The organism is Paracoccus sp. (in: a-proteobacteria), from assembly GCF_039808215.1.
Lineage (GTDB): Bacteria > Pseudomonadota > Alphaproteobacteria > Rhodobacterales > Rhodobacteraceae > Paracoccus.
In genome coordinates, this window is sequence record NZ_JBDHSP010000051.1 from 1 (window position 1) to 21,653 (window position 21,653).

The window sequence follows — 21,653 nt, forward strand, 5'->3', positions numbered from 1 at the left end:
CTTCATGAGAAATCTCCTCGTGCATCATGCCGAGAAAATTCTACTTTTGAAGCCCCTTACTTTCGGGGAGGATTACCGCGCCACCGCCTCATCGGCCTGAAATGCAGCTTTTCCTCTTAACGATCAGCCACTTGCCGCCGTAGATGGGGAATGGCTTCTCTCTGGCAAAGCTAGTCCCCCCTACAGTCAAGCCATGGAATCTGAGGGTCAGTAATCGCCAGGGCCACTGCCCAGCGCGGTGATCTGTCCGACCGTCGCGCGCGCGCCTCCGGCCAGCACCAGCCGCGCCCCCTCGGGCGTCATCTCGACGCCGGTGACGGTCGTGCGCGCCTGCACCCCTCCGGTCGCAGAGACCTTGCCATCCTGCTGCGCCTCGACGCGGAAGCTGACCATGCCCGCCGGCAGCGCCTCTCCGTTCGCGCGCCTTCCGGACCAGGAAAGCGCGTTGGTGCCGGGAAGGATCTCCTCGCGCATGATCTCGCGCCCTTGCGCGTCCATGGCCAGCAGGAAGGCGCGGTCCGCCTTGCCAATGGCGTCCAGTTCCAGCCTGAGGGGATTGCCGTCATGCCAGACCGGGGCGCTGGTGCGGACCTCGCGCCCGATCCAGTCCGAGAACTGCCCAAGCTCGCCGCCGCTGCCCTCGGACAGCAGCCGCGTCAGCAGCGTGTTGGTCTGCACCTGCTGCTCGACCCCCGAGAAGGTGGCCAGTTGCACCGCGAATTCGGTGCCCTCCATCGGGTTCAGCGGATCCTGGTTCTTGATCTGCGTGGTCAGCATGCGCAGGAAGGTCTCGAACTGTGTCGTCGATGCGGTGCCACCCGCGCTGCCGCCGGCCGAGGCCGCGGCGGAAATGGTATTCCCGGCAAGGCCGGTGCTGGTGATGCTGCTGGTCAAGGGCGCCTCCTTTCATATCCTCATGTCGATCCGCCGCCCGGTTGCGGCGGTCCTGGTCCTTGCCGGTTCGCCGGCGGGCGGCATGGTGGCGGCTTCCCTGGCATCGAAACCCTCCCTGCGGCCGCGCATGGGCGCCTGCGCGCCGCCACGCCCGCCCTCGTCCGAAAACGAGATGTCCGCGCCGGAAAACCCCGCGCCCCGCATCTCGCGGGCCAGCAACTCGGCATTGCGCCGCAACAGATCGAGGGTTTCCTGGCGCTCGGCCGAGACCGCGATCACCGGCGCCTCGCCATGGCCGATGGCGATGCGGACCTTGCCCAGTTCCTCGGGCGACAGGACGATTTGCATCGCCACCTCGCGCGATACGGCGACGCGATTGACGATCTGGCGAATGACGCGGCTGGCCTGGACATGCGGCGGCGGCGTTCCCGGTTGGTCATGGACGGGCGCGGCCTGCGCAAGGCGCAGGATCGCCGCTGGTTCTGGCGCCGCATCGAAGGCCGGCCGTGCCGCCTGCACCGGGTCGGCAGCGACTGCCGGCAGGGGCAAAGCCCTTGCGTCCTCGGCGCCAGGGGGCGTCCCGCGCGCGGCCGGGGCCCCTGCAGCAGCCGGCGCCGGAATGCCCTTATCGCCACCATCGCTGCCCGCACGCAAACCCGCCGGAACCTGCCCGGCGGCGGGCATGGGCGCGGCAGCAGGCGTCCTGGCCAGCGAATCTTGTGGCGCCGCAAGGGCCTCGCCTCCCTCGGCGAGGATGGCGGGACCCTCCTCGGGTGCGTCGATGGCCAGGCGATCCGCTTGCGGCGATGGGACGGTTGCGACCGCCGGCGCCACCTCCTGCGGAATCGCCATGTCCGGAGGGCAGAGCGATTCTGTCGCCTCGCCCTCGGGTAAGGGGGTGGCTTCGGGCAGTTCCTCATCCTCGGGTTGGGCGGCATCGCAGGCCTGTTTCGCGGGATTTTTGCCGTCTCCACCCGGCTCGCAAGCCATTACCGCGGTCAGGAAATCGGCTGCCTGCCCGCTGCTGCCGGCTGCGGACGGGACAGCTGCTGTCTGAAGAGCCGCACCGACCGGACGCGCCAGTTGCCGATCCCCGTTGCATGCACCTATCCAGCCCATCCGAACCCGCCCGTTGCTGATATCGACAGGCCGATGTCTAGCCGCGCAAGATTACCAAATATTTACCGCTCGCCCGCTAAGTTCCGGCTTCAGACGAATCCTTTGCAGGGAACCCGATGTGATCACGCTTGACACCACCGCCGGCGTAGCCGCGACGCCCGCACGCCACGCCAAAGCGCCGGCAGACGGCCTGGAAGGTGCATTCCTGGCCGAGATGCTGAAACATGCCGGGCTTTACGCCTCGGCCAATCCCTTCGCCGGGGCCGAGGGCGAATCGCCCTTTTCCAGCATGCTCAACGCGGCCTATGCCGAAAGCCTCGCGGCACGGGTCGATCTGCGCCTGCTGCCGGGGCAGGGGGTGGCGCGATGACCGGGCCGAGCCGCTGCCTCACCGAGGCGCAAACCCACCTTCTGCAGGGGGACACGGCGCAGGCGCTGGCCTGCCTGCACCATTTCGAGCAGGAGATCGAGAGCGGGCGCATCGCCCCCGAAACCCTTGCCGCCAGCACATCGGCACTGCAGGCGATCGGTCGGCTGGCCGAGGCGGCACAGGCCGGGATCGCAGCGGCACAGCGCCAGATCGGCGACGTGATCTCGCTTTCGCGCGCGCTGAACACCTATGACATGCACGGCAAGAAGCAGACCGAGACGGTCACGCATCGCTGCGAGCAGCGCTACTAGGCGCAGGGCCGGGGCGCGGACGACCCTGGCCCCGGTCGCAATCGCGCCGATGCCGTCCGGTCCGCAAGGGATCGCAAACGCCTGCGCCGTCACTGGCGGCACATGGGCTGCGCGGGCAACCGCATGCCGCCACATTCCCCGGGGCCAGCGACAGCGCGCCCGTGCCGCTGCGCATGGGCCCACCGTTCGAATGCCGCAAGACACCGGTCAGCCCCGCACCTGAATCCGCAGGTGAGCGCCAGGAAAGGGCCGCGCTGAGATGACTTTCCGTTTCCCGGTATCCCATGCGGCGCAGCCGAACTGCCAGGGCCCCGGACCGGCCGGGGCCCTGGCAGTTCGCGCCCGGCTCAGAAACTGTAGCCGATGCGCACGCCCGCGCCCCAGGCGTCATTGCCCGACATGCGGGTGCGGCCCTGGTCGGGGGTGCCGGTCTCGGCGGTGGCATTGCCCAGGTTCACATAGCTGATGCCGGTAGTGATCTTGATCCGGTCCTGGGTATAGATCGCGGCCACGGTCACGCTGCGGCGGCCGTTGGTCGGGGCCAGCGGCGACACCAGGTCATCGCCCTTCGGTTCATAGGCGAAGGACATCGAGCCCGACCAGTTCTCGGTGAACTTGCGGCCGATGCCGATGCTGTAGGTGGTGGTGTCCTCAAGCTCGACCAGACCGCCCTCGACGCCAAAGCCGCCGGGAGGCGCGGCGACCAGCATGTGCGGATTGACCTTGAACTCGGACCAGTCCACCCAGCGGATCGAACCGAACAGCAGCGTGCCCTCGGCAATGCCGGTCTGGCCCTCCAGCGTCCAGCTTTGCGGCGTGTCCACCTCGGTCCGGCTTTGCAACTGGCCGAAGGCGCTCGACTCGGTGGTGTCGAAATCGTGCGAGACCTTGGAGTTGTAGGTCAGCGAGATGCGCGCGGCGATATCGGGCCGCTCATAGGCGATGCCGGCGACCCAGCCCACGCCCCAGGAACTGTCCAGCTTGACATTATAGCCCGAGAGCGGGCCATAGGCGAGGCCGCTCAGCGTGACATTACCCTCCGCACGCGAGCCGCGGATGCCGCCATGCACCGAAAAGTTGTTGTCGAAGCGATAGCGCAGCAGCGCGGTATAGGTGGTGGAATCGACATCGACGCCGGTGCCGCCCAGCATGGCCGAACCGCCCTCGGCCAGGGTCGGGTAGCTCAGATCTGCGCCGAAGGGCTGCTCCATGATGAAGGCGCCCGACAGGTTCTCGGTGAACTGGTGCTTGTAGGCCAGCCCGAAGAAGCCATAGCCCTGCGCCACGTCGCCGGTGCGGCGGCCGCCATAGATCGCCAGGTCGCGGCCCGAGACATCGGGGGTGACGCCGCCAAAGCTCAACTCCAGATAGTTCCCCTGCTCGAACAGCGGTGCCAGCGACTGCGGCGCGCGCTCGATGCCGCCGGCCAGAACCGGCGCGGTGCCACTCAGCAGCACAGCCATGCCGGCAAACAAGTTCCTCATGTATCCCCTCCATCTGGGCCGGTCCCTGGCGGCCCTTGGGAAACAGCCTGCTCAGGCACCAAGGTTGCGTCAATCGCCTGTTCCGGGTTACGCCACGTTTCGACGCAACCGGCCGGCAGGACGTGGCGGCTGCGCAACGCGTAACGCACAACGACAGGAGAATCCCATGCAGTTCGCCCCTTCCCGCCCCCTGGCGCGCGGCCTGTGGCGGCGGGTGCCGCCGGCGATCTTTCCCTCGCTGCTGGGGGCGCTGGGGCTGGCGCTGGCCTGGCGGCTGGCCACCGCGCGCCTTGGCCTTGCGCCGGCGCTGCCGATGCTGCTGGCGGGTATGGTCACGGCGCTGTGGCTGCTGGCGACCCTTGCCTATGGCGCCAAGCTGGCGCGCCGCCCCGCGGTCCTTGCCGAGGAACTGCGCATCCTGCCCGGACGCGCCGGCATCGGCGCCGCGGTGGTGGCGATCTATGCCGCGGCGCAGATCCTGGCGCCCTTTGCGCCGCTGCTGGCGCGGCTGGTGCTGGTCCTGGGGCTGGCGGCGCAGCTGGCTTTCTGGGCGGTGCTGATTCCGGTTCTGTTGCGGGTTCCGGGCCAGGGACGGGTGGCGCCGCCCTGGCAGCTGATCTTCGTCGGCCCGATCGTCGCGGCGCAGGCGGCGGCGGGCTTTGGCTGGATGGGTCTGGCCCAGGCGCTGTGGTGGCCGATGGCGGCGATGGCCGGGTTCAACTGGGCGGTCAGCATCTGGCAGGCCGCGACCGAGCGCGTGCCGGCCCCGCTGCGGCCGCTCTTGGTGATCCATCTCGCGCCGGTCGCCATGCTGGGCAATGTCGCCGCAGCGCTGGGCTGGCAGCAGGTGGCGCTGGGCTTTGCCATTGCCGTAGCGCTGGTGCTGGCGCTGATCGCGCTGCGCCTGCGCTGGCTGACCGAGGCCGGGTTCTCGCCCTTCTGGGGGGCCTTCACCTTTCCCATGGCGGCCAGTTCCAGCCTGTGGCTGGCGGTCTCGGCCTGGGCGCCGGTCTGGCTCTGGCCGGCGCAGCTGCTGCTGGTGGCGGCCAGCCTGGTGGTGCCACCGATCATGTTCCTGACCTGGCGGGCCTGGGCCAATGGCGGTCTGGCGGCGAAAAGCAACGCCGCCATCGCCTGACAGGCTGGACAATCCCCGGCCCGCGTGAAATGGGAAACTGCCAAACGAACCGCTGACAAGGATACCCCCCATGCAGATTCGTGAGGCTTTGACCTTCGACGACGTGCTACTGGTTCCCGCGGCATCCTCGGTGATGCCCTCGACCGCCGATGTGACCACCCAGGTCACCCGGCAGATCCGCATGAACATTCCCCTGCTCTCCTCGGCCATGGACACGGTGACGGAAAGCCGCATGGCCATCGCCATGGCGCAGGCCGGCGGCATCGGCGTCTTGCACCGCAACCTGACCGCCGAGCAGCAGGCCGACGAGGTGCGCCGCGTCAAGCGCTTTGAATCGGGCATCGTCTATGACCCGATCACCCTGACCCCCGACCAGAGCATCGCCGATGCCAAGGCGCTGCAGGAACGCTTTCACGTCACCGGCTTTCCGGTCGTGGACAGCGATGGCCGCGTCCTCGGCATCATCACCAACCGCGACATGCGCTTTGCCAGCGACGACCGCACACCGGTGCGCGCGGTGATGACCTCGGACAATCTGGCGATCCTGCGCGAGCCCGCCGACCGCGCCGAGGCGATCAGCCTGATGAAGGCGCGCCGCATCGAAAAGCTGCTGATCTCGGATGACGAGGGCCGGCTGACCGGGCTGCTGACGCTGAAGGACACGGAAAAATCGGTGCTGAACCCGCTGGCCTGCAAGGACGAGCTGGGCCGGCTGCGGGTGGCCGCGGCCTCGACCGTGGGCGACGAGGGTCATGAGCGCAGCATGGCGCTGATCGCCGCCGGGGTCGATCTGGTGGTGATCGACACCGCGCATGGCCATTCCGAGGGCGTGGCCCGCGCCGTCGCCCGCATCAAGGCCGAGGCGCCCGGCGCGCAGGTCGTGGCCGGCAATGTCGCGACCGCCGAAGGGGCGCGCGCGCTGATCGATGCCGGCGCCGATGCGGTCAAGGTGGGCATCGGCCCCGGCTCGATCTGCACCACCCGCATCGTGGCGGGTGTGGGCGTGCCGCAGCTGACCGCGATCATGGATGCGGTGGCGGGGGCCGGCGACATCCCCGTGATCGCTGATGGCGGCATCAAGTTTTCCGGCGATTTCGCCAAGGCGATCGCCGCCGGCGCCAGCTGCGCCATGGTCGGCAGCGCCATCGCCGGCACCGAGGAATCGCCCGGCGAGGTCATCCTTTACCAGGGCCGCAGCTTCAAATCCTATCGCGGCATGGGCAGCCTTGGCGCCATGGCGCGCGGCTCGGCCGACCGCTACTTCCAGAAGGACGCCGCCTCGGACAAGCTGGTGCCCGAGGGTATCGAAGGCCAGGTGCCCTACAAGGGCGCGGCCGCGGCGGTCATCCACCAGCTGGTCGGCGGGCTGCGCGCCGCCATGGGCTATACCGGCAATGCCACCGTGGCCCAGATGCGCGGCGGCTGCCAGTTCGTGCGCATCACCGGCGCCGGACTGAAGGAAAGCCACGTCCACGACGTGCAGATCACCCGCGAAAGCCCGAACTACCGTCTGGGATAGGGGCGCGACCGGCGCGGCTGCGACACTGGGGCGCGCGCCGGCGATCTTGACACGGCGCCCGCAAGCGCCACGTTGCACCGGCATCTGACAGAAACCTGGAGAACACCATGGCAAAGCTCGCAGTCTATATCGGCTGGGATTCGCGTGAGGACATCGCCTATCAGGTCGCAAGACAATCGCTGCTCGACCACGCCTCGATCGAGGTCGAGGTGAAGCCGATCAAGCTGCAGGAGCTGGTGCGCCAGGGCGTCTACACGCGCGAGGTCGATCCGCTTGCCGCCACCGAATTCACCTATTCGCGCTTTTTCACCCCCTGGCTGAACAATTACGAGGACTGGGCGCTGTTCGTCGATTGCGACTTCCTGTTCTTCGGCGATGTCGCGGAACTGCTGCAATATCGCGACGACAGCAAGGCGGTCTGCTGCGTGCATCACGACTATCGGCCCAAGGAGACGGTAAAGATGGATGGCAAGGTCCAGACCACCTATCCGCGCAAGAACTGGTCCTCCTGCATGCTGTTCAACTGCGCCCATCCCTCGACCCGGCAGCTGACGCCGGATCTGGTCAATGCCCAGACCGGGGCCTATCTGCACCGCATGCAATGGGCCGCCGACGAGGAAATCGGTGCCCTGCCCGAGGTCTGGAACTGGCTTGAAGGCTGGAGCGAGCCGCCGGCGGGCGGCCTGCCCAAGGCGGTGCATTACACCAATGGCGGCCCCTGGTTCAAGGACTGGCAGGAGGTCGCCTATGCTGACAGATGGCTGGACCTGGCGCGCAAGCTCGACCCGGATTTCCGTCCGATCTAGGCGATGAACCTTGGCCCGATCGTCAGGCTGCGCGCCGTGCTCTCACGCGGCGCGCTGCAACTGGGCCGGCGGCCCAAGATGCTTTACTGGCCGCGCCTGCGCTGGCGGGGCGGTTCGATCCGCATCGGCGACCGGGTCTCGATGCGCAGCGGCGTGGTCATCGATGCGCAAAGCGGGCTGATCGAGATCGGCGACAATGTCTCGCTGAACGATCACTGCGTGCTGCTGGGCCATGGCGGCATCCGCATCGGCAATGACGTGCGCATCGCTGCCGGCAGCATCATCGTCTCGTTCGAGCATGGCTATGCCGATCCCGAGCAGCCGATCCGCAAGCAGCCGCTGCGCAAGGCCGCGGTCAGCATCGGCGACGATGTCTGGATCGGCGCCGGCGCGCGCATCCTGGCCGGCAGCAGCATTGCCCGCGGCTGCGTCATCGGCGCGGGCGCGGTGCTGAAGGGCGAAACCGTGCCCTTCGGCATCTATGCCGGGGTGCCGGCGAAACTGATCCGCCGGCGCGGCGAGGCGGCCGGGATCAGGGCTGCAGCGCCCTGACCAGAGCGGTGAAATGCTCGCCGCGCTTTTCGAAATTCGGATACTGGTCAAAGCTGGCGGCGGCAGGGGCCAGAAGCACGGTTTCCCCGGGCTGCGCCTCGGCCGCGGCGCGGGCGACGGCCTGCTCCATCGTGTCCGCGATCTCACAGGGGGTCTGGCCGATCTGCAGGGCGAAATCGCGCGCCGAATGCCCGATCAGATAGGCTTTCACCACATGGCCCAGATGCGGTTGCAGCGCGGCGATGCCGCCTTCCTTGCCAAGGCCCCCGGCGATCCAGCGAATGCGCTGGAAGGCCAGCAGCGCCTTGGCGGCGGCATCGACATTGGTGGCCTTGCTGTCATTGACCCACGCGACGCCGCCGATCTCGGCCACGCGCTGGCTGCGATGCGGCAGGCCCTGGAAACTGTGAAAGGCGCGCTCGATCTCGCGCGGGGCAAGGCCTATGGCGCGGCAGGCGGCGTAAGCCGCGGCGGCGTTCTGGTGGTTGTGCTCGCCTGGCAGGCCCTTGACCGCGCGCAGGTCGATCGAGGCCACCTGCCGGCTCTTGCGATATTCCGAGAGGAACCCCTTGCGGGCAAAGACCGACCAGCCGAAGCGCTCAAGCTTCTGCCCCGATGAGATGCGGATCACCCGGTCATCCAGAGGCGACATCGAAAGCTGCCCGGCCAGATAGCGCCCCTCGGGTTCATCGACGCCGATCACGGCGCGGTCCGGCCCGCCCTCGGCGAACAGCCGGCGCTTGGCGGCGAAATAACCCCCCGGCCCGCCATGGCGGTCGAGATGGTCGGGCGAGAGATTGGTGAATACCGCCACATCCGGTGTCAGCGCACGCGCCAGGTCGGTCTGGTAGCTCGACAGTTCCAGCACCACCACCTCGCCGTCATGGGCCGGGTCGAGCGACAGCACCCCGGTACCGATATTGCCGCCGATCTGGGTCGGGCGCCCAGCCTCGCGCAGGATGTGGTGGATCAGCGCCGTGGTCGTCGACTTGCCGTTCGAGCCGGTGATGGCGATGACCCGCGGCGTGGTGTCGAACTGGTCCCAGTCGCGGCTGGCAAAGCTGCGAAAGAACAGGCCGATGTCATTGTCGACCGGCACGCCCAGCGCATAGGCCATGGCGATGACCGGATGCGGCACCGGGTAAAGATGCGGGATGCCGGGGCTGGTGATCAGCGCCGAGATGCCGTCCCAGTTCGCCTCGCGCGTCAGGTCGAGCACGGCCATGCCGTCGGCCGCGGCCTGCTCGCGGGTGTCGGCGCCGTCGTCCCAGACGACGACACGCGCGCCGCCGGCGGCCAGCGCGGCGGCGGTGGCCCGGCCCGAGCGGCCAAGTCCGAGGACGGCTATGGTCTGGTTTTCGACGCCCTGGACCGGGATCATGGTTCTGCCTTTGTTTGAATAAGCCGGGGGCGCTTCGCCCCCGGACCCCCAGAGGATGTTTCGGCAAGAAAGAAGCCGGGCCAGAGATCAGCGCAGCTTCAGCGTCGCCAGCCCGATCAGCGCGAGGATCAGTGCGATGATCCAGAAGCGGATGACGATCTGCGCCTCGCCCCAGCCCTTCTTCTCGAAATGGTGGTGGATCGGCGCCATCAGGAACACCCGCTTGCCGGTGCGCTTGAAATAGAGCACCTGGATGATCACCGACAGCGCCTCGACCACGAACAGCCCGCCGACGATGGCCAGCACGATCTCGTGTTTGGTGACCACGGCGATGGCGCCCAGCGCCCCGCCCAGTGCAAGGCTGCCGGTATCGCCCATGAACACCGCCGCCGGCGGCGCGTTATACCACAGAAACCCCAGGCCACCGCCGATCAGCGCCGCGACGAAGACCGCCAGCTCGCCGGTGCCGGGGACGAAATGCACGCCGAGGTAATTGGCGAAATTCGCGTTGCCGACCATATAGGCGATGACCGAGAAACTGGCCGCCGCGATCATCACCGGCATGATTGCCAACCCGTCCAGACCGTCGGTCAGGTTCACCGCATTGGCCGCGCCGACGATCACCAGCACCGCGAAGGGCACATAAAGAAAGCCCAGGTTGATCAGCGTGTTCTTCAGGAAGGGCAGCGCCAGTTGCCCGCTCAGCGCCTCGGGATGCAGCCACGCGGCCGCGGCACCGGCCAGGGCCGCGATCAGCAGGCCCAGGGCCAGCCGGATGCGGCCCGACAGCCCGGCGTGGTGCTGTTTCGTCACCTTGGCATAGTCGTCGGCAAAGCCGATGCCGGCATAGCCCAGCGTCACCAGCAGCACGATCCAGACATAGCCATTGTCGAGCCGCGCCCAGAGCAGCGTGCCAACCAGCAGCGCCGCCAGGATCAGCAGGCCGCCCATGGTCGGCGTCCCCGCCTTGGAGAAATGGTTCTGCGGCCCGTCGTCGCGAATCGGCTGGCCCTTTTTCTGCTTGCGGCGCAGAAGGTCGATCAGCGGCCGCCCGAAGATGAAGCCGAAGATCAGCGCGGTAAAGAACGCGCCTCCGGCCCGGAAGGTGATATAGCGGAAAAGGTTGAAAAAATCCCCGCCATCCGACAGGTTCGCAAGCCAGTAAAGCATCAAGCAGTCCTTTCGCCAAGAGGCGAGCTTTCGCCCGACCGGCGCAGCGCGTCAACCACGGCCGAGACTTTCGACGATTTCGAGCCCTTGACCAGCACGATGTCGCCGGTCGTGACCAGATCGCCGACCATTGCCGCCAGTTCGGCTGCGGTCTCGGCATGGATGCCGCGGCGCGCCTCGGGCAGCGCCTGATGCAGCGCACGCATGCGCGGGCCGGCGGTATGGACCAGATCGACCGCTGCCATCGCGGGGTCCTCGGCCATGGCGGCATGCATGGCGATCTCGTCGCGGCCCAGTTCCAGCATGTCGCCGAGGATCGCCACGCGCCGGCCGCCGGTCAGCCGCGCCAGCGTCGCCAGCCCGGCGGCCAGCGAGGTGGGGTTTGAGTTGTAGGCATCGTCGATCAGCCGGATGCCGCCCAGATCCTCGAGCGCGCCGCGCCCGAGGGGCGGGCGCCAATCGGCCAGCGCCTGGCCCGCGCGCCGCGGATCGGCACCGGCGGCCGCCAGCGCCGCCAGCACGCCCACGGCATTCATCACGAAATGCCGGCCGGCCGTGGCCAGGGTGAAATCCACCGTCTCGCCCAGGATGCGGGCGCGCACCCGGGTCACGCCATTCTCGGTCTCGGCGCTCAGCGGCCTGGCCATGCCGTGCTGGCCAAAGCCGATGACGATGGCGCCGGCAGCATCGGCGCAGTCGCGCAGGATCTGCGTCACCGGCAGGTCCTCGGGGATGATGGCGCTGCCCGGCTGCATCAGCCCGGCAAGGATCGCGCCTTTTTCGCGGGCGATGTCCGCGACGCTGCCGAAGGCCTCGAGATGCGCGGCGGCGACGGTGGTGATCATCGCGACATGCGGACGGGCCAGACGGGCCAGGGGCTCGATCTCACCGGGGTGATTCATGCCGATCTCGATGATGGCGTAATCGCTGTCGGCGGGCATGCGCGCCAGGGTCAGCGGCACGCCCCAGTGGTTGTTGTAGCTGGCCTCGGCGGCGTGGACATTCCCCTGGCCCTCCAGCGCGATGCGGGCCATTTCCTTGCTCGAGGTCTTGCCGACCGAGCCGGTGATGGCGATCACCCTGCCCTGCATGCGCGCACGCCCGGCGCGGCCCAACGCCTCGAGCGCCGCCAGCACCTCGGGCACGACCAGCAGCGGCGCATCCGCCGCCACGCCCTCGGGGATGCGGCTGACCAGCGCCGCCGCGGCGCCATTCGCCAGCGCCTGCGCCACGAAATCATGGCCGTCGCGCTGGTCCTTCAGCGCCACGAACAGATCGCCCGGCCGGATGCTGCGCGTGTCGATGGAAATGCCGCTGACAGTGAAATCACGCGTGGCCCGCCCGCCGATGACGGCGGCAGCATCGGTCGAGGTCCAGAGTGTCATATCCTGCCATCCAGCGCGGCGACGGCGACCGAGGCCTGTTCGGCGTCGTCAAAGGGGTAAACGTCATTGCCGATGATCTGGCCGGTTTCATGGCCCTTGCCGGCGATCAGCAGCGCGTCGCCCGGCTGCAGCGCATCGACGCCGCGCAGGATCGCCTCGGCGCGGTCGCCAACCTCGATGGCCTCGGGGCCGGCGCCGGCCATGACCTCGGCGCGGATCGCGGCCGGGTCCTCGCTGCGCGGATTGTCGTCGGTGACAAGGACCAGATCGGCGAACTGCCGCGCCGCCTCGCCCATCAGCGGCCGCTTGAGCCGGTCGCGGTCGCCGCCGGCGCCAAAGACCACGACGATGCGGCCCAGCACATGCGGGCGCAGCGACTGCAGCGCCGAGGCCAGCGCCCCGGGCTTGTGGCTGTAATCGACAAAGACCGCGGCGCCGTTCTCGCGCATCGCGGCCAGTTCCATGCGGCCGCGCACGGTGGTCAGCCCGGCCAGCGTGTCGAAGACCCGGATCGGCTTGTCGCCGGCGGCGATGGCCAGACCGGCGGCGGCCAGCACGTTTTCCGCCTGAAAGCCGCCGATCAGCGCCAGGCGCACCAGATAGGCCTGGCCAAGATAGGAAAAGCGCAGGTCCTGCCCGGTGGCGTCATAGCGCTGGCCCAGGATGCGCAGATCGGCGGCGGCATCGCGTCCGACCGTGGTCAGGGCCAGCCCCTGTTCGCGCGCGATCGCCGCCATCTGCCGGCCGCGCGGATCGTCGACATTGATGACCGCGCCGGCACCCTCGTCGAGAATGTGATTGAACAGCAGGGCCTTGGCGGCGAAATACTCGTCAAAGTCCTTGTGATAGTCCAGGTGGTCCTGGCTGAAGTTGGTAAATGCCCCGGCCACCAGCCGCACCCCGTCCAGCCGGCGCTGGTCCAGCCCGTGCGAACTGGCCTCCATCGCGGCATGGGTGACGCCGGCGCCCGCGGCCTCGGCCAGCACGCGATGCAGGGTCAGGGGCTCGGGCGTGGTATGGGCAAGCCGGGCCTGGAAATCGCCCTCGACGCCCATGGTGCCAAGGCTGACCGCCCTGTGCCCCAGCGCCTGCCAGATCTGCCGGGTAAAGCTGGCGACCGAAGTCTTGCCCGAGGTGCCGGTGACCGCGACCATGGTCTCGGGCTGGGCAGCGAACCACAGCGCCGCCGCACCGGCAAGGGCGGCGCGCGGATCCTCGGCCACCACCAGCACCGCATCCGATGCGGCCAGCGCCGCGGCGGCGATCGCCGCGCCCTGGCGGTCGGTCAGCACCGCACCCGCGCCCTGGCGCAGCGCATACTGGATGAATTCGCCGCCATGCGTGCTGGACCCGGGCAGGGCCGCGAACAGATGTCCCGGCCTGACGGCGCGCGAATCCGCGGTGATCCCCGTCACCTCGGGGTCGCGCCCCTTGTCCCCCCGCAGCCCCAGAAGGGACAGTCGCATCACCCGTTCCGTCACGCCAACCCCGTCGTTCAGTTCGAGACGAGCTTTAACCCATCCGGCAGCGGGCGTTCAACCATCGGCAATTGCGATTCCGTCGCCGGGCGCAGGCCCAGCAGCGGCGCGACGCGGCGGATCAGCTCGCCCGCGACCGGCGCCGCGGTCGAACCGGCGGTGCGGCTCTCGCCGCCGCCCGCCAGGCCCGCCGAGGGTTCGTCCAGAGTCAGCACCAGCACATATTGCGGGTCGCTGGCCGGAAACACCGAGGCGAAGGTCGCCACGACCTTGTTCTTGTAATATCCGCCGCTCGGGCGCGGCTTGTCGGCGGTGCCGGTCTTGCCGGCGACCTCATAGCCCTCGACATTGGCCTGGCGCGCCGTGCCGCGGGTCACCACCTGGCGCAGCAGCGCCATGGCGGTATGCGCCGCCGCCGGCGACAGCACCTGCTCGCCCTCGCGCCGGTCGCGGCCATGCACCAGCGTCGGGCGCACGCGCTTGCCGTCATTGGCGACGGTGGCATAGGCGGCGGCCAGGTGCAGCGGGCTGGCGGCCAGGCCATGACCGAAAGCCACGGTGGCGGCGGTCACCGCCGGCCAGCGCGTCGGCACCAGCGGCTTGCCGGTCGGGGCCTCGCTCATCTCGACGCTGGTCGGTTCGAACAGGCCCAGCTTCTGCAGGAAGTCGCGCTGGCGCTCGCCGCCCAGCAGCTGGGCGATGCGCACCGTGCCCACGTTCGAGGATTTCACGATGATGTCGGTGACGGAAAGCTGGCCGCCGTAATTGTGGAAATCGTTGATCAGATACTTGCCGATGCGCATGGGCGAGCTGGAGTTGATCATCGTCGCCGGGCCGACCAGCTTCAGGTCCAGCGCCTGCGCCACCGGAAAGATCTTGAAGGTCGAGCCGAGTTCATACTGACCCTGCACCGCGCGGTTGAACAGCGGGCTGTCCGACGGATCGCCCTTCAGCAGCGGCCGCGGCCGGTCGTTGGGGTCGAAATCGGGCAGGCTCGCCATGGCGACCAGCTCGCCCGTGCGGACCTCCATCAGGATGCCGGTGGCGCCCTTGGCGTTCATCACCTTCATGCCGTTGCCCAGCACCTCCTCCATCGCCGCCTGCACGCTCAGGTCCAGCGACAGCGTCAGCGGCGCGCCCTCGTTCGCGGGCTCGCGCAGCCAGCGGTCGAAGGCCTTCTCGACGCCGGCGACGCCGATCACCTCGGCATCCGAAACCCCCTCCTTGCCAAAGGAGGCGCCGCCGAGGATATGGCTGGCCAGCCGGCCATTGGGATAGAGCCGCATCTCGCGCGGGCCGAACAGCAGGCCCGGCTCGCCGATGTCATGCACCGCCTGCATCTGTTCGGGGCTGATCTTCTTCTTGATCCAGACGAAGCTGCGCTTGCCGGTGAAATCCTTGCGCAGCCGCGAGATGTCGAGGTCGGGAAAGATGCGCACCAGCGCCTGCGCCGCGCCCTCGGGGTCGATCATCTGCCGGGGATGGGCATAAAGCGCATGCGTCAGCAGGTTGGTCGCCAGCACCCGCCCGTGGCGGTCGGTGATGTCGGCGCGCTGCGAGATGATGCGCGCCCCCGTGGCCTGCACCTGCGGCTCGCGCGGCTGGCTGGCCGCCATCACCGCCATCTTCGTGCCGACCGTGCCGAAGGCCAGGGCAAAAAGCGCGACCATCAGCGACAGCCGCGCGCCGGCATTGCCGCAGGCCCGCTCCTGGATCTCGGCATGGCGATGGGCGCGGTTCTCGGCCTCGATCGCGTCGGGGTTCTCGCCTGTTTCGCGGGCGCGCAGGATGCGGGCCAGCGGGCGCAGGGGCGTGCGGATCATGGCGTGCTCTCCTGTGGGCGGCGGGGCGGATAGCCGGCGGGGCGTTCCCGCGGCTGGGCCAGCGCCTCGGCCAGCGGTTCGGGCAGTTTCGGCGCGGCGAAGGCCACCTGGCCCACGTCCACGAACTGCCCGGCGGTGACCGGCACCAGCTTCAGCCGCTCGAAGTTCAGGTTGACCAGCTGGCGCAGCCGCTCGGGGCGGTTCAGCCAGGCCCATTCCGCGCGCATGATGCCCAGATCCTCGCGCAGCGTGCCGATCTGGCGCTGCATCGCAGTCATCTCGTCGATGGCCGATTGCGTGCGGTAATTCTCGCGATAGGCCCAGAAGGCCAGACCCATGACGCAAAGCGTGGTCAGAAGGTAAAGCACCGAACGCATCACCCCCTCCTTTCCGTAAGCAGCGGCAGGCCAAGCTGCGCGGGATCGACGCGGCCCGCCGGCGCCCCGGTGCGGATGCCCACCCGCAGGAAGGCCGAGCGCGCGCGCGGGTTCAGCGCCAGTTCCGCCTCGTCGGCGCCGATGGCGCGGCGAAACGGCAGGCGGAAGGCAGGCTGCCCGGCGGCCTGTTCCGGCGCGTGCCGGCTGCCGCCGCCGGCGGAATTGGAACGCGCCTGCATGAAGCGCTTGACGATGCGATCCTCGAGCGAATGAAAGCTGACCACCGCCAGTCTGCCGCCGGGGCGCAGCGCGCGCTCGGCGGCGGCCAGCCCGGCGACCAGCTGGCCGAATTCATCGTTGACCCAGATGCGGATGGCCTGAAAGCTGCGCGTCGCGGGATGGCTCTGCCCCGGCTTCGGCCGCGGCAGGCAGGCGGCGACGATGTCGGAGAGCTGGCCGGTGCGGCTCAGCGGGCGCGCCGCCACGATGGCGCGGGCGATGCGGCGCGAGGCGCGCTCCTCGCCGTAAAGATACAGCACATCTGCAATGACCTGCTCGGGCGCGCCGTTCAGCAGATCCGCCGCTGTCGGCCCCTGATCGCCCATGCGCATGTCCAGCGGCCCGTCGCGCAGAAAGGAAAAGCCGCGCTCGGGCTGGTCCAGTTGCATGGAACTCACGCCCAGATCCAGCACCACGCCGTCGACCGCGTCCCCGGCCAGCCGGTCAAGTTCCGCGAAAGTGCCATGTACCAGCCGCAGCCGCGCGCCGTATTCCCCCGCCCAGGCCGCGGCCAGTGCAAAGACCGTGGGATCGCGGTCGATGCCGATGACCTGCGTCGCGCCCTGCGCCAGCAGGCCGCGGGCATAGCCGCCGGCGCCGAAGGTGCCGTCGACCCAGACGCCCTCGACCGGCGCCACCGCCCGCAGCAAGGGACCAAGCAGGACCGGGACATGCGGATCCGCGGCCATCTCAGCCCTCGTCCGGCGTCGGGGTGCCCAGCAGCGACAACGGATCGGCGCCGGGCTTGAATTCGGGCACCAACGCCTCGATACGGCGCGCCTCGCCGGCGAATGCCGCGGGCTCCCACAACTTGAGGCTGTCGCCGGCCGAGATGAAGAAGGCGGCATCGCTCAGGCCGATCTTCTCGCGCAGCTTCTGGGGCAGCACCAGGCGGCCGTCGGCGTCGATCTCGGCGTCTTCGGCATGGCCCTGATAGATGCTCTCAAGCAGGTTGCGCTCGGCGCTGCCGCGCGGCAGGCGCGCGATGCCCTGATCGATGTCCTCCATGGCATCGACGGTGAAAAGCTGCAGATGCTGCCAGTCGAGCGTGCCATAGACGATGATCAGCCGCGCGCGCCTGCCGGCTTCCCAGTCGGGGTCCGAGCCCTCGAAGACCCGGCGGAACTTGGCGGGGATGGAAACGCGACCCTTCGCGTCCACCTTGACCTCTTCCGACCCTCTGAACTGGCGTGCCAACGGCGCGCACTCCTTCCACTGTCCCGGCCTTTCCGGTTGTTCCGAAAAGGAAAGGGCGGATCGGGCTGCTGCCACTGCCCGATCCGCCGCCCTCGTTCCCATCTCTGGGCCCCGTAGTTTCGGGGATCGAACCCTGCGTTCCGCGCCACCTGGGGGAGGTGCTGCTCGCGCGCCGCAAGGTCATGTTCGGAAATCGGGTTGCCTGTATGAAAGCCTGCTTGTCGCCTTTGGGGTCTTGCCGCCCCTCCTGCCCCGTCTCCGTGAGGAAAGGGATGACACGGGATTTCACGGGACGCAATGGGTTTGTTTTGACTGTGGCGGTTTGGCGCCAGGGGTAGAATCGGAAACAAGCGTGAACAAATTCACAACGCCGTGAATAGCGGCGCAGGTTTTGGCGCGACCAGGCAAGCGACCACAACATCTAGTATGAAACCAGTTGTTGCAAAATAACCCATGCTTTCCCGGAAACGTCCTGCACGACCCCGGCCAGGGCCTCCGGACCCGGCGGCAGCGCCCTTGCGGCGCGATTCGCTGGCGCCTCACACCCGTTCACGCCGCGGTGATTCGAGGGGGAGGGCGCCCGCAACCGGGCGCATTCCCGTGTTTTCCCAGCCGCCGCGGCGGCAGCCGTCAGGCCATGCCGCCCAGCACCAGCCGCTCGGCCAGGCGGGCAAAGGCCGCCGACACCGGGCCCTCGCCCGCCGCCACCGGCGTGCCGGCATCGCCCGAGACCCGCAGCTCCAGCGTCAGGGGGATCTCGCCCAGGAAGGGCAGGTCCAGCGCCTTCGCCTCGGCGGCGACGCCGCCATGGCCGAACAGATGCGCCTCATGGCCGCAGTTCGGGCAGACATAGCTGGACATGTTCTCGACCAGGCCCAGCACCGGCGTCTTCAGCTTGCCGAACATGTCGATGGCGCGGCGCGCGTCTATCAGCGCCACATCCTGCGGCGTCGAGACGATGATCGCCCCGGTCACATGCGCCTTCTGGCACAGGCTGAGCTGTACGTCGCCGGTGCCGGGCGGCAGGTCGACCAGCAGCACGTCCAGCTCGCCCCATTTCACCTGACCCAGCAATTGCTGCAGCGCACCCATCAGCATCGGGCCGCGCCAGACCACGGCCTCGCCCTCGTTCATCATCAGGCCCAGCGACATGACGGTGACGCCATGGGCGTGCAGGGGTTCGATCAGCTGGCCCTCGGTCCTGGGCCGCTGCCCGGTCAGGCCCAGCATGCGCGGCTGCGAGGGGCCATGGATGTCGGCATCCAGCAGCCCGACCCGGCGCCCGGCGCGCGCCAGCGCCACGGCCAGATTCGCCGTCAGCGTGGACTTGCCCACGCCCCCCTTGCCCGAGCCGATGGCCAGGATGCGCGCCACGCCGCTGACCGGGGCCGGCCCGGCCTGCGGCGTCGGGTGCCGGCCGATCTTGAGGCTGGGCGCCGCCTGGCCCGCCGCCGGCGCGCCGCGCGGGGCCGAGGGGGCGGTGGTGACGATCTGCACCTTCTCGACCCCGGGCAGGGCGGCCAGCCGCCGCTGCGCCTCGGCCTCGACGGCGGCAAAGGCGCGGGCCTGCTGCGCGTCCGGGGCCTCGATGACAAAGCGCACCACGCCCGATTCCAGGCTGAGCGCCCGCACCAGGTCCCCCGATACCAGATTGCCACCGCCCGGCACCGCCACCTGCGCCAGTTCTGCCAACACCCGTTCCCGTGAAATCGCCATGGCCACCCCCAATCGAAAGCGCGCGCAGAATGGCAACTTGGCAAGCGCTCGGCAAGCGCGCGCCATGTCGCCCCCGCATGGCAAGAAACTGTGACCCAGCGTCAGAATTGGCCATGGCGTCTGAAAACGCCGCGAATCGCAGTAACTGCGGCAGATTGTTTCGCGATCTGCGCGATGATTGAAACAGGCTTGCGTCAGCAGCCATGCCATTTCTGCATGGCAGCGTTTCGGCATTGTCCATTGTGCAACTGCAGCAAAAGCGGCATCTTCCCCTCAACAGCGCAACAGGCAGCACCGCAAGGCAAAGCCGCCGCGCCATCCGAAACCGAAGGGTAAATGACATGGCCGTTCTCGATCTGATCCATACCGGTTCGCACCGTAACCAGGGCAATGGCGCGATCGCGAAATTCGTCGCCGACCTGCGTGACCATATGGCGCGCCGCGCCGTCTATCGCCAGACCGTGCACGAACTGGACGCACTCAGCGACCGCGAACTGGCCGACCTTGGCCTGAGCCGCGCCGCCATCCGCAGCACCGCCGCCGAGGCGGCCTGGGGCGCGAAATAAGGTCCTGACCATCCCCGACCCACTCCTCCTCCCTTGGGTCCGGGTTCAGGCGGCATCCTCCCTCCTCCTCCCTGAGGATGCCGCCGCTTTAACAGGGTGACGCCTTCTCCTCCCTCGGCGTCACTTCCCGGCGGCTCTCTCCCTCCTCCCGCGAGGGCGCCGCCACCCCATACGGCGCGACCCCTCCTCCTCCCTGGGTCGTGCGGTTCAGGCGGCGCCTCCCCTCCTCCTCCCTGGGGGCGCCGCCGAAAAACCCCGCTTCGCGGCGGAACGGAATGCGACGGTCCCTCTCCTCCCTCCCCGGGATCGTCAGCGCGGTGATGGCCTCCTCCTCCCTGCCATTGCCGACCCATACGCGGCCCCTCCTCCTCCCTGGGCCGACGTTGCGCGGCGGTGCCCCCTCCTCCTCCCTGGGCGCCGCCGCTTTTCATTTTCCGCCCATCGGTATAGGCCGGCCGCATGTTGTCCTATCAGCACGCCTATCACGCCGGGAATCTGGCCGACCTGCACAAGCACGCGCTGCTGGCCCGGGCGCTGGCCTATCTGACCGCCAAGCCCAAGCCCCTGACCTATCTGGAGACCCATGCCGGACGCGGGCTTTATGATCTCGCCGGCGCCGAATCGGCCCGCACCGGCGAGGCCGAGGCCGGCATCACCCGCGCGCTGGCCCAGGGCTGGCTGCCCGATGACCACCCGCTGCGCGAGGCGCTGGCCACGATCCGCGCCCGCCACGGCGCCGCGGCCTATCCCGGCTCGCCGCTGCTCGCCCGGCACTTCCTGCGCCCGGGCGACGTGGCACATCTGGCCGAACTGCACCCGGCCGAACATGCGGCGCTGGCCGAGATCGCGGGCTTCGCGCATGTCCACCGCCAGGACGGATTCCAGATGGCGCAGGCGATCTGCCCGCCGATGCCGCGGCGCGGGCTGCTGCTGATCGACCCCAGCTATGAGGTCAAGGCCGATTACCAGACCGTGCCGCGCCAGATCGCCATGCTGGCGCGGAAATGGAACGTCGGGGTGATCGCGCTGTGGTATCCGCTGCTGGCCGACGCGCGCCAGGAACCGATGGTCCGGGCGCTGCAGGCCGATCACCCCGGGGCGCTGCTCTCGGAAGTGCGCTTTGCGCCGGCGCGGCCCGGCCATGGCATGATCGGTTCGGGCATGCTGGTGATCAACGCGCCCTACGGGCTGGCAGACGAGGCCCGGCGCCTCGAGGCGCTTTACGCGCAGCCATAGGCCAGCGCCGCCGCCAGCCGCCGGTCGGTGCTGTCCTCGGGTCCCTCCGCCCAGGGGCGAAAGCGCAGGCGAAAGGCCGCCAGCCGCGCCGGATTCTCGGGATAGCCGATGCGCGCCAGGCTTGCCGGCAGCGGCAGATCGGCACCCGCCGCCCCGGGCCACAGCGCCAGCCCCTGCAGCGCCAGCCGCCGCCAGTCGAATCGCGGCCCGGGATCGCATTTGCGCCCCGGCGCCAGGTCGGAATGGGCGATGATCCCGGCCGGCCCGATCTGCCAGCGCGCCATGATCCCGCGCAGCAGGTCCTCAAGCGCCGCCATCTGCGGCTCGGGGAACGGCCGGTCGCCGGGGTTGACCAGTTCGATGCCGATGCTGCGCGAATTCACATCCGCCCGCCCCTGCCAGGCGCCGGCACCGGCGTGCCAGGCGCGGCGCGTCTCGGGGACCAGCGATTCGGTCTGGCCCTGCTCATGGATCAGCCAATGCGCGCTGACCTCGGCCGCGGGATCGCACAGCCGCGCGCGCGCCGAGGGCCCGTCCACCATGCCGGTGTAATGGATGACGACCAACTCCGGCTGCTGCCCGCGCCGGTCGCCATGATTGGGCGAAAGGCTCAAATCCCGGATTGGCGATAGGGGCGCGGGTCCCAGCCGCAAACGTAGCCGTCGCCGTCCGGGTCAAGCCCACGCGGGTCGATCACCGGCCCGCCGGCGGCGATGAAGGCGGTTTGCGCCGCCTCGGCAGTGGCATAGCTGCGGCAGGCCCGCGCCGCCGCATCGACCGAGCCGGCACTGCGCTGATAGATGCGCGTGCCCGGATCCTGGCTTTCCTGATGCGCATAGCGCACCAGCACCG

21 protein-coding genes and 1 pseudogene are annotated in these 21,653 nt (G+C 69.0%); 8 read left to right on the top strand and 14 right to left on the bottom strand.

Features of this window, described 5'->3' with window-relative positions; all coding sequences use genetic code 11:
* Positions 1-207: 207 nt before the first annotated feature.
* Complete coding sequence (locus tag WMK75_RS14055; protein WP_347268263.1) at positions 208-894, bottom strand: flagellar hook capping FlgD N-terminal domain-containing protein; 687 nt, start codon at positions 892-894, stop codon at positions 208-210.
* A 12-nt stretch (positions 895-906) separates the two neighbouring features.
* The gene (locus tag WMK75_RS14060; protein ID WP_347268264.1) at positions 907-1,443 is read right to left on the bottom strand and encodes a flagellar hook-length control protein FliK; all 537 of its coding nucleotides are present in this window, start codon (positions 1,441-1,443) and stop codon (positions 907-909) included.
* A gap of 688 nt (positions 1,444-2,131) precedes the next feature.
* Here WMK75_RS14060 and WMK75_RS14065 point away from each other — a divergent pair.
* Both WMK75_RS14065 and WMK75_RS14070 read left to right on the top strand, forming a co-directional pair.
* Positions 2,132-2,383 (top strand): hypothetical protein, encoded by a 252-nt coding sequence (locus tag WMK75_RS14065; RefSeq protein WP_347268265.1) that lies wholly within the window; start codon positions 2,132-2,134, stop codon positions 2,381-2,383.
* Complete coding sequence (locus WMK75_RS14070; RefSeq protein WP_347268266.1) at positions 2,380-2,694, top strand: hypothetical protein; 315 nt, start codon at positions 2,380-2,382, stop codon at positions 2,692-2,694. Before WMK75_RS14065 ends, WMK75_RS14070 begins: the two co-directional genes overlap by 4 nt.
* Positions 2,695-3,041: 347 nt before the next feature.
* Here WMK75_RS14070 and WMK75_RS14075 read toward each other — a convergent pair whose 3' ends face one another.
* The gene (locus WMK75_RS14075; RefSeq protein ID WP_347268267.1) at positions 3,042-4,178 is read right to left on the bottom strand and encodes an outer membrane protein transport protein; all 1,137 of its coding nucleotides are present in this window, start codon (positions 4,176-4,178) and stop codon (positions 3,042-3,044) included.
* 166 nt (positions 4,179-4,344) lie between these two features.
* On the opposite strand from WMK75_RS14075, the gene WMK75_RS14080 reads away from it, so the two are divergent.
* From WMK75_RS14080 to WMK75_RS14095, 4 genes are all read left to right on the top strand, one after another.
* Positions 4,345-5,316: a tellurium resistance protein gene (locus WMK75_RS14080; protein WP_347268268.1), complete on the top strand. Its 972-nt coding sequence runs from the start codon at positions 4,345-4,347 to the stop codon at positions 5,314-5,316.
* A 70-nt stretch (positions 5,317-5,386) separates the two neighbouring features.
* Positions 5,387-6,835, top strand: a complete 1,449-nt coding sequence (gene guaB / locus WMK75_RS14085; protein ID WP_347268269.1) for an IMP dehydrogenase — start codon at positions 5,387-5,389, stop codon at positions 6,833-6,835.
* Between the two features lie 107 nt (positions 6,836-6,942).
* The gene (locus WMK75_RS14090) at positions 6,943-7,641 is read left to right on the top strand and encodes a hypothetical protein (RefSeq protein WP_347268270.1); all 699 of its coding nucleotides are present in this window, start codon (positions 6,943-6,945) and stop codon (positions 7,639-7,641) included.
* A gap of 3 nt (positions 7,642-7,644) precedes the next feature.
* Entirely contained in the window at positions 7,645-8,193 is a 549-nt protein-coding gene (locus WMK75_RS14095) for an acyltransferase (protein ID WP_347268271.1), read from the top strand.
* On the opposite strand, the gene murD is transcribed toward WMK75_RS14095, so the two are convergent.
* The 9 genes from murD to WMK75_RS14140 form a co-directional block, all read right to left on the bottom strand.
* On the bottom strand, positions 8,174-9,574 hold the full coding sequence (gene murD, locus WMK75_RS14100) for a UDP-N-acetylmuramoyl-L-alanine--D-glutamate ligase (RefSeq protein ID WP_347268272.1): 1,401 nt from the start codon (positions 9,572-9,574) through the stop codon (positions 8,174-8,176). The genes WMK75_RS14095 and murD overlap by 20 nt on opposite strands.
* A gap of 87 nt (positions 9,575-9,661) precedes the next feature.
* Positions 9,662-10,744: a phospho-N-acetylmuramoyl-pentapeptide-transferase gene (mraY, locus tag WMK75_RS14105; RefSeq protein ID WP_347268273.1), complete on the bottom strand. Its 1,083-nt coding sequence runs from the start codon at positions 10,742-10,744 to the stop codon at positions 9,662-9,664.
* Positions 10,744-12,129 (bottom strand): UDP-N-acetylmuramoyl-tripeptide--D-alanyl-D-alanine ligase, encoded by a 1,386-nt coding sequence (murF, locus tag WMK75_RS14110; RefSeq protein WP_347268274.1) that lies wholly within the window; start codon positions 12,127-12,129, stop codon positions 10,744-10,746. The genes mraY and murF overlap by 1 nt, the downstream gene beginning before the upstream one ends.
* Entirely contained in the window at positions 12,126-13,595 is a 1,470-nt protein-coding gene (locus tag WMK75_RS14115) for a UDP-N-acetylmuramoyl-L-alanyl-D-glutamate--2,6-diaminopimelate ligase (protein ID WP_347268275.1), read from the bottom strand. Before WMK75_RS14115 ends, murF begins: the two co-directional genes overlap by 4 nt.
* Positions 13,596-13,624: 29 nt before the next feature.
* The gene (locus WMK75_RS14120; protein WP_347268276.1) at positions 13,625-15,430 is read right to left on the bottom strand and encodes a penicillin-binding protein 2; all 1,806 of its coding nucleotides are present in this window, start codon (positions 15,428-15,430) and stop codon (positions 13,625-13,627) included.
* Positions 15,427-15,807: a cell division protein FtsL gene (locus tag WMK75_RS14125; RefSeq protein ID WP_347268277.1), complete on the bottom strand. Its 381-nt coding sequence runs from the start codon at positions 15,805-15,807 to the stop codon at positions 15,427-15,429. Before WMK75_RS14125 ends, WMK75_RS14120 begins: the two co-directional genes overlap by 4 nt.
* The gene (gene rsmH, locus WMK75_RS14130) at positions 15,807-16,775 is read right to left on the bottom strand and encodes a 16S rRNA (cytosine(1402)-N(4))-methyltransferase RsmH (protein WP_347268278.1); all 969 of its coding nucleotides are present in this window, start codon (positions 16,773-16,775) and stop codon (positions 15,807-15,809) included. The genes WMK75_RS14125 and rsmH overlap by 1 nt, the downstream gene beginning before the upstream one ends.
* A gap of 1 nt (position 16,776) precedes the next feature.
* Positions 16,777-17,283 (bottom strand): division/cell wall cluster transcriptional repressor MraZ, encoded by a 507-nt coding sequence (gene mraZ, locus WMK75_RS14135; protein ID WP_347268279.1) that lies wholly within the window; start codon positions 17,281-17,283, stop codon positions 16,777-16,779.
* Between the two features lie 630 nt (positions 17,284-17,913).
* Positions 17,914-18,999: an Mrp/NBP35 family ATP-binding protein gene (locus tag WMK75_RS14140; protein WP_347268280.1), complete on the bottom strand. Its 1,086-nt coding sequence runs from the start codon at positions 18,997-18,999 to the stop codon at positions 17,914-17,916.
* A 341-nt stretch (positions 19,000-19,340) separates the two neighbouring features.
* Here WMK75_RS14140 and WMK75_RS14145 point away from each other — a divergent pair, with 341 nt between their 5' ends.
* Both WMK75_RS14145 and rlmJ read left to right on the top strand, forming a co-directional pair.
* Positions 19,341-19,565, top strand: coding sequence for a DUF1127 domain-containing protein (locus WMK75_RS14145; protein WP_347268281.1), 225 nt, complete (start codon positions 19,341-19,343; stop codon positions 19,563-19,565).
* 459 nt (positions 19,566-20,024) lie between these two features.
* Positions 20,025-20,801 carry a 23S rRNA (adenine(2030)-N(6))-methyltransferase RlmJ gene (gene rlmJ, locus WMK75_RS14150; protein WP_347268282.1) on the top strand — a complete coding sequence of 259 codons (777 nt, stop codon included), beginning with the start codon at positions 20,025-20,027 and terminating at the stop codon, positions 20,799-20,801.
* Here the strand turns inward: rlmJ and WMK75_RS14155 are convergent.
* Together WMK75_RS14155 and WMK75_RS14160 are read right to left on the bottom strand one after the other, a co-directional pair.
* Positions 20,786-21,415 (bottom strand): N-acetylmuramoyl-L-alanine amidase, encoded by a 630-nt coding sequence (locus WMK75_RS14155; RefSeq protein WP_347268283.1) that lies wholly within the window; start codon positions 21,413-21,415, stop codon positions 20,786-20,788. The genes rlmJ and WMK75_RS14155 overlap by 16 nt on opposite strands.
* Positions 21,412-21,653 (bottom strand): annotated as a pseudogene (locus WMK75_RS14160) (hypothetical protein); the annotation flags it as partial. The pseudogene WMK75_RS14160 and the gene WMK75_RS14155, both read right to left, overlap by 4 nt.

Coding starts and splice junctions, on each gene's coding strand:
- WMK75_RS14070 (WP_347268266.1), top strand. CDS start 2,380: ATGACCGGGCCGAGCCGCTGCCTCACCGAGGCGCAAACCCACCTTCTG.
- WMK75_RS14075 (WP_347268267.1), bottom strand. CDS start 4,178: ATGAGGAACTTGTTTGCCGGCATGGCTGTGCTGCTGAGTGGCACCGCG.
- WMK75_RS14080 (WP_347268268.1), top strand. CDS start 4,345: ATGCAGTTCGCCCCTTCCCGCCCCCTGGCGCGCGGCCTGTGGCGGCGG.
- guaB (WP_347268269.1), top strand. CDS start 5,387: ATGCAGATTCGTGAGGCTTTGACCTTCGACGACGTGCTACTGGTTCCC.
- WMK75_RS14090 (WP_347268270.1), top strand. CDS start 6,943: ATGGCAAAGCTCGCAGTCTATATCGGCTGGGATTCGCGTGAGGACATC.
- WMK75_RS14095 (WP_347268271.1), top strand. CDS start 7,645: ATGAACCTTGGCCCGATCGTCAGGCTGCGCGCCGTGCTCTCACGCGGC.
- murD (WP_347268272.1), bottom strand. CDS start 9,574: ATGATCCCGGTCCAGGGCGTCGAAAACCAGACCATAGCCGTCCTCGGA.
- mraY (WP_347268273.1), bottom strand. CDS start 10,744: ATGCTTTACTGGCTTGCGAACCTGTCGGATGGCGGGGATTTTTTCAAC.
- murF (WP_347268274.1), bottom strand. CDS start 12,129: ATGACACTCTGGACCTCGACCGATGCTGCCGCCGTCATCGGCGGGCGG.
- WMK75_RS14115 (WP_347268275.1), bottom strand. CDS start 13,595: ATGCGACTGTCCCTTCTGGGGCTGCGGGGGGACAAGGGGCGCGACCCC.
- WMK75_RS14120 (WP_347268276.1), bottom strand. CDS start 15,430: ATGATCCGCACGCCCCTGCGCCCGCTGGCCCGCATCCTGCGCGCCCGC.
- WMK75_RS14125 (WP_347268277.1), bottom strand. CDS start 15,807: ATGCGTTCGGTGCTTTACCTTCTGACCACGCTTTGCGTCATGGGTCTG.
- rsmH (WP_347268278.1), bottom strand. CDS start 16,775: ATGGCCGCGGATCCGCATGTCCCGGTCCTGCTTGGTCCCTTGCTGCGG.
- WMK75_RS14140 (WP_347268280.1), bottom strand. CDS start 18,999: ATGGCGATTTCACGGGAACGGGTGTTGGCAGAACTGGCGCAGGTGGCG.
- WMK75_RS14145 (WP_347268281.1), top strand. CDS start 19,341: ATGGCCGTTCTCGATCTGATCCATACCGGTTCGCACCGTAACCAGGGC.
- rlmJ (WP_347268282.1), top strand. CDS start 20,025: ATGTTGTCCTATCAGCACGCCTATCACGCCGGGAATCTGGCCGACCTG.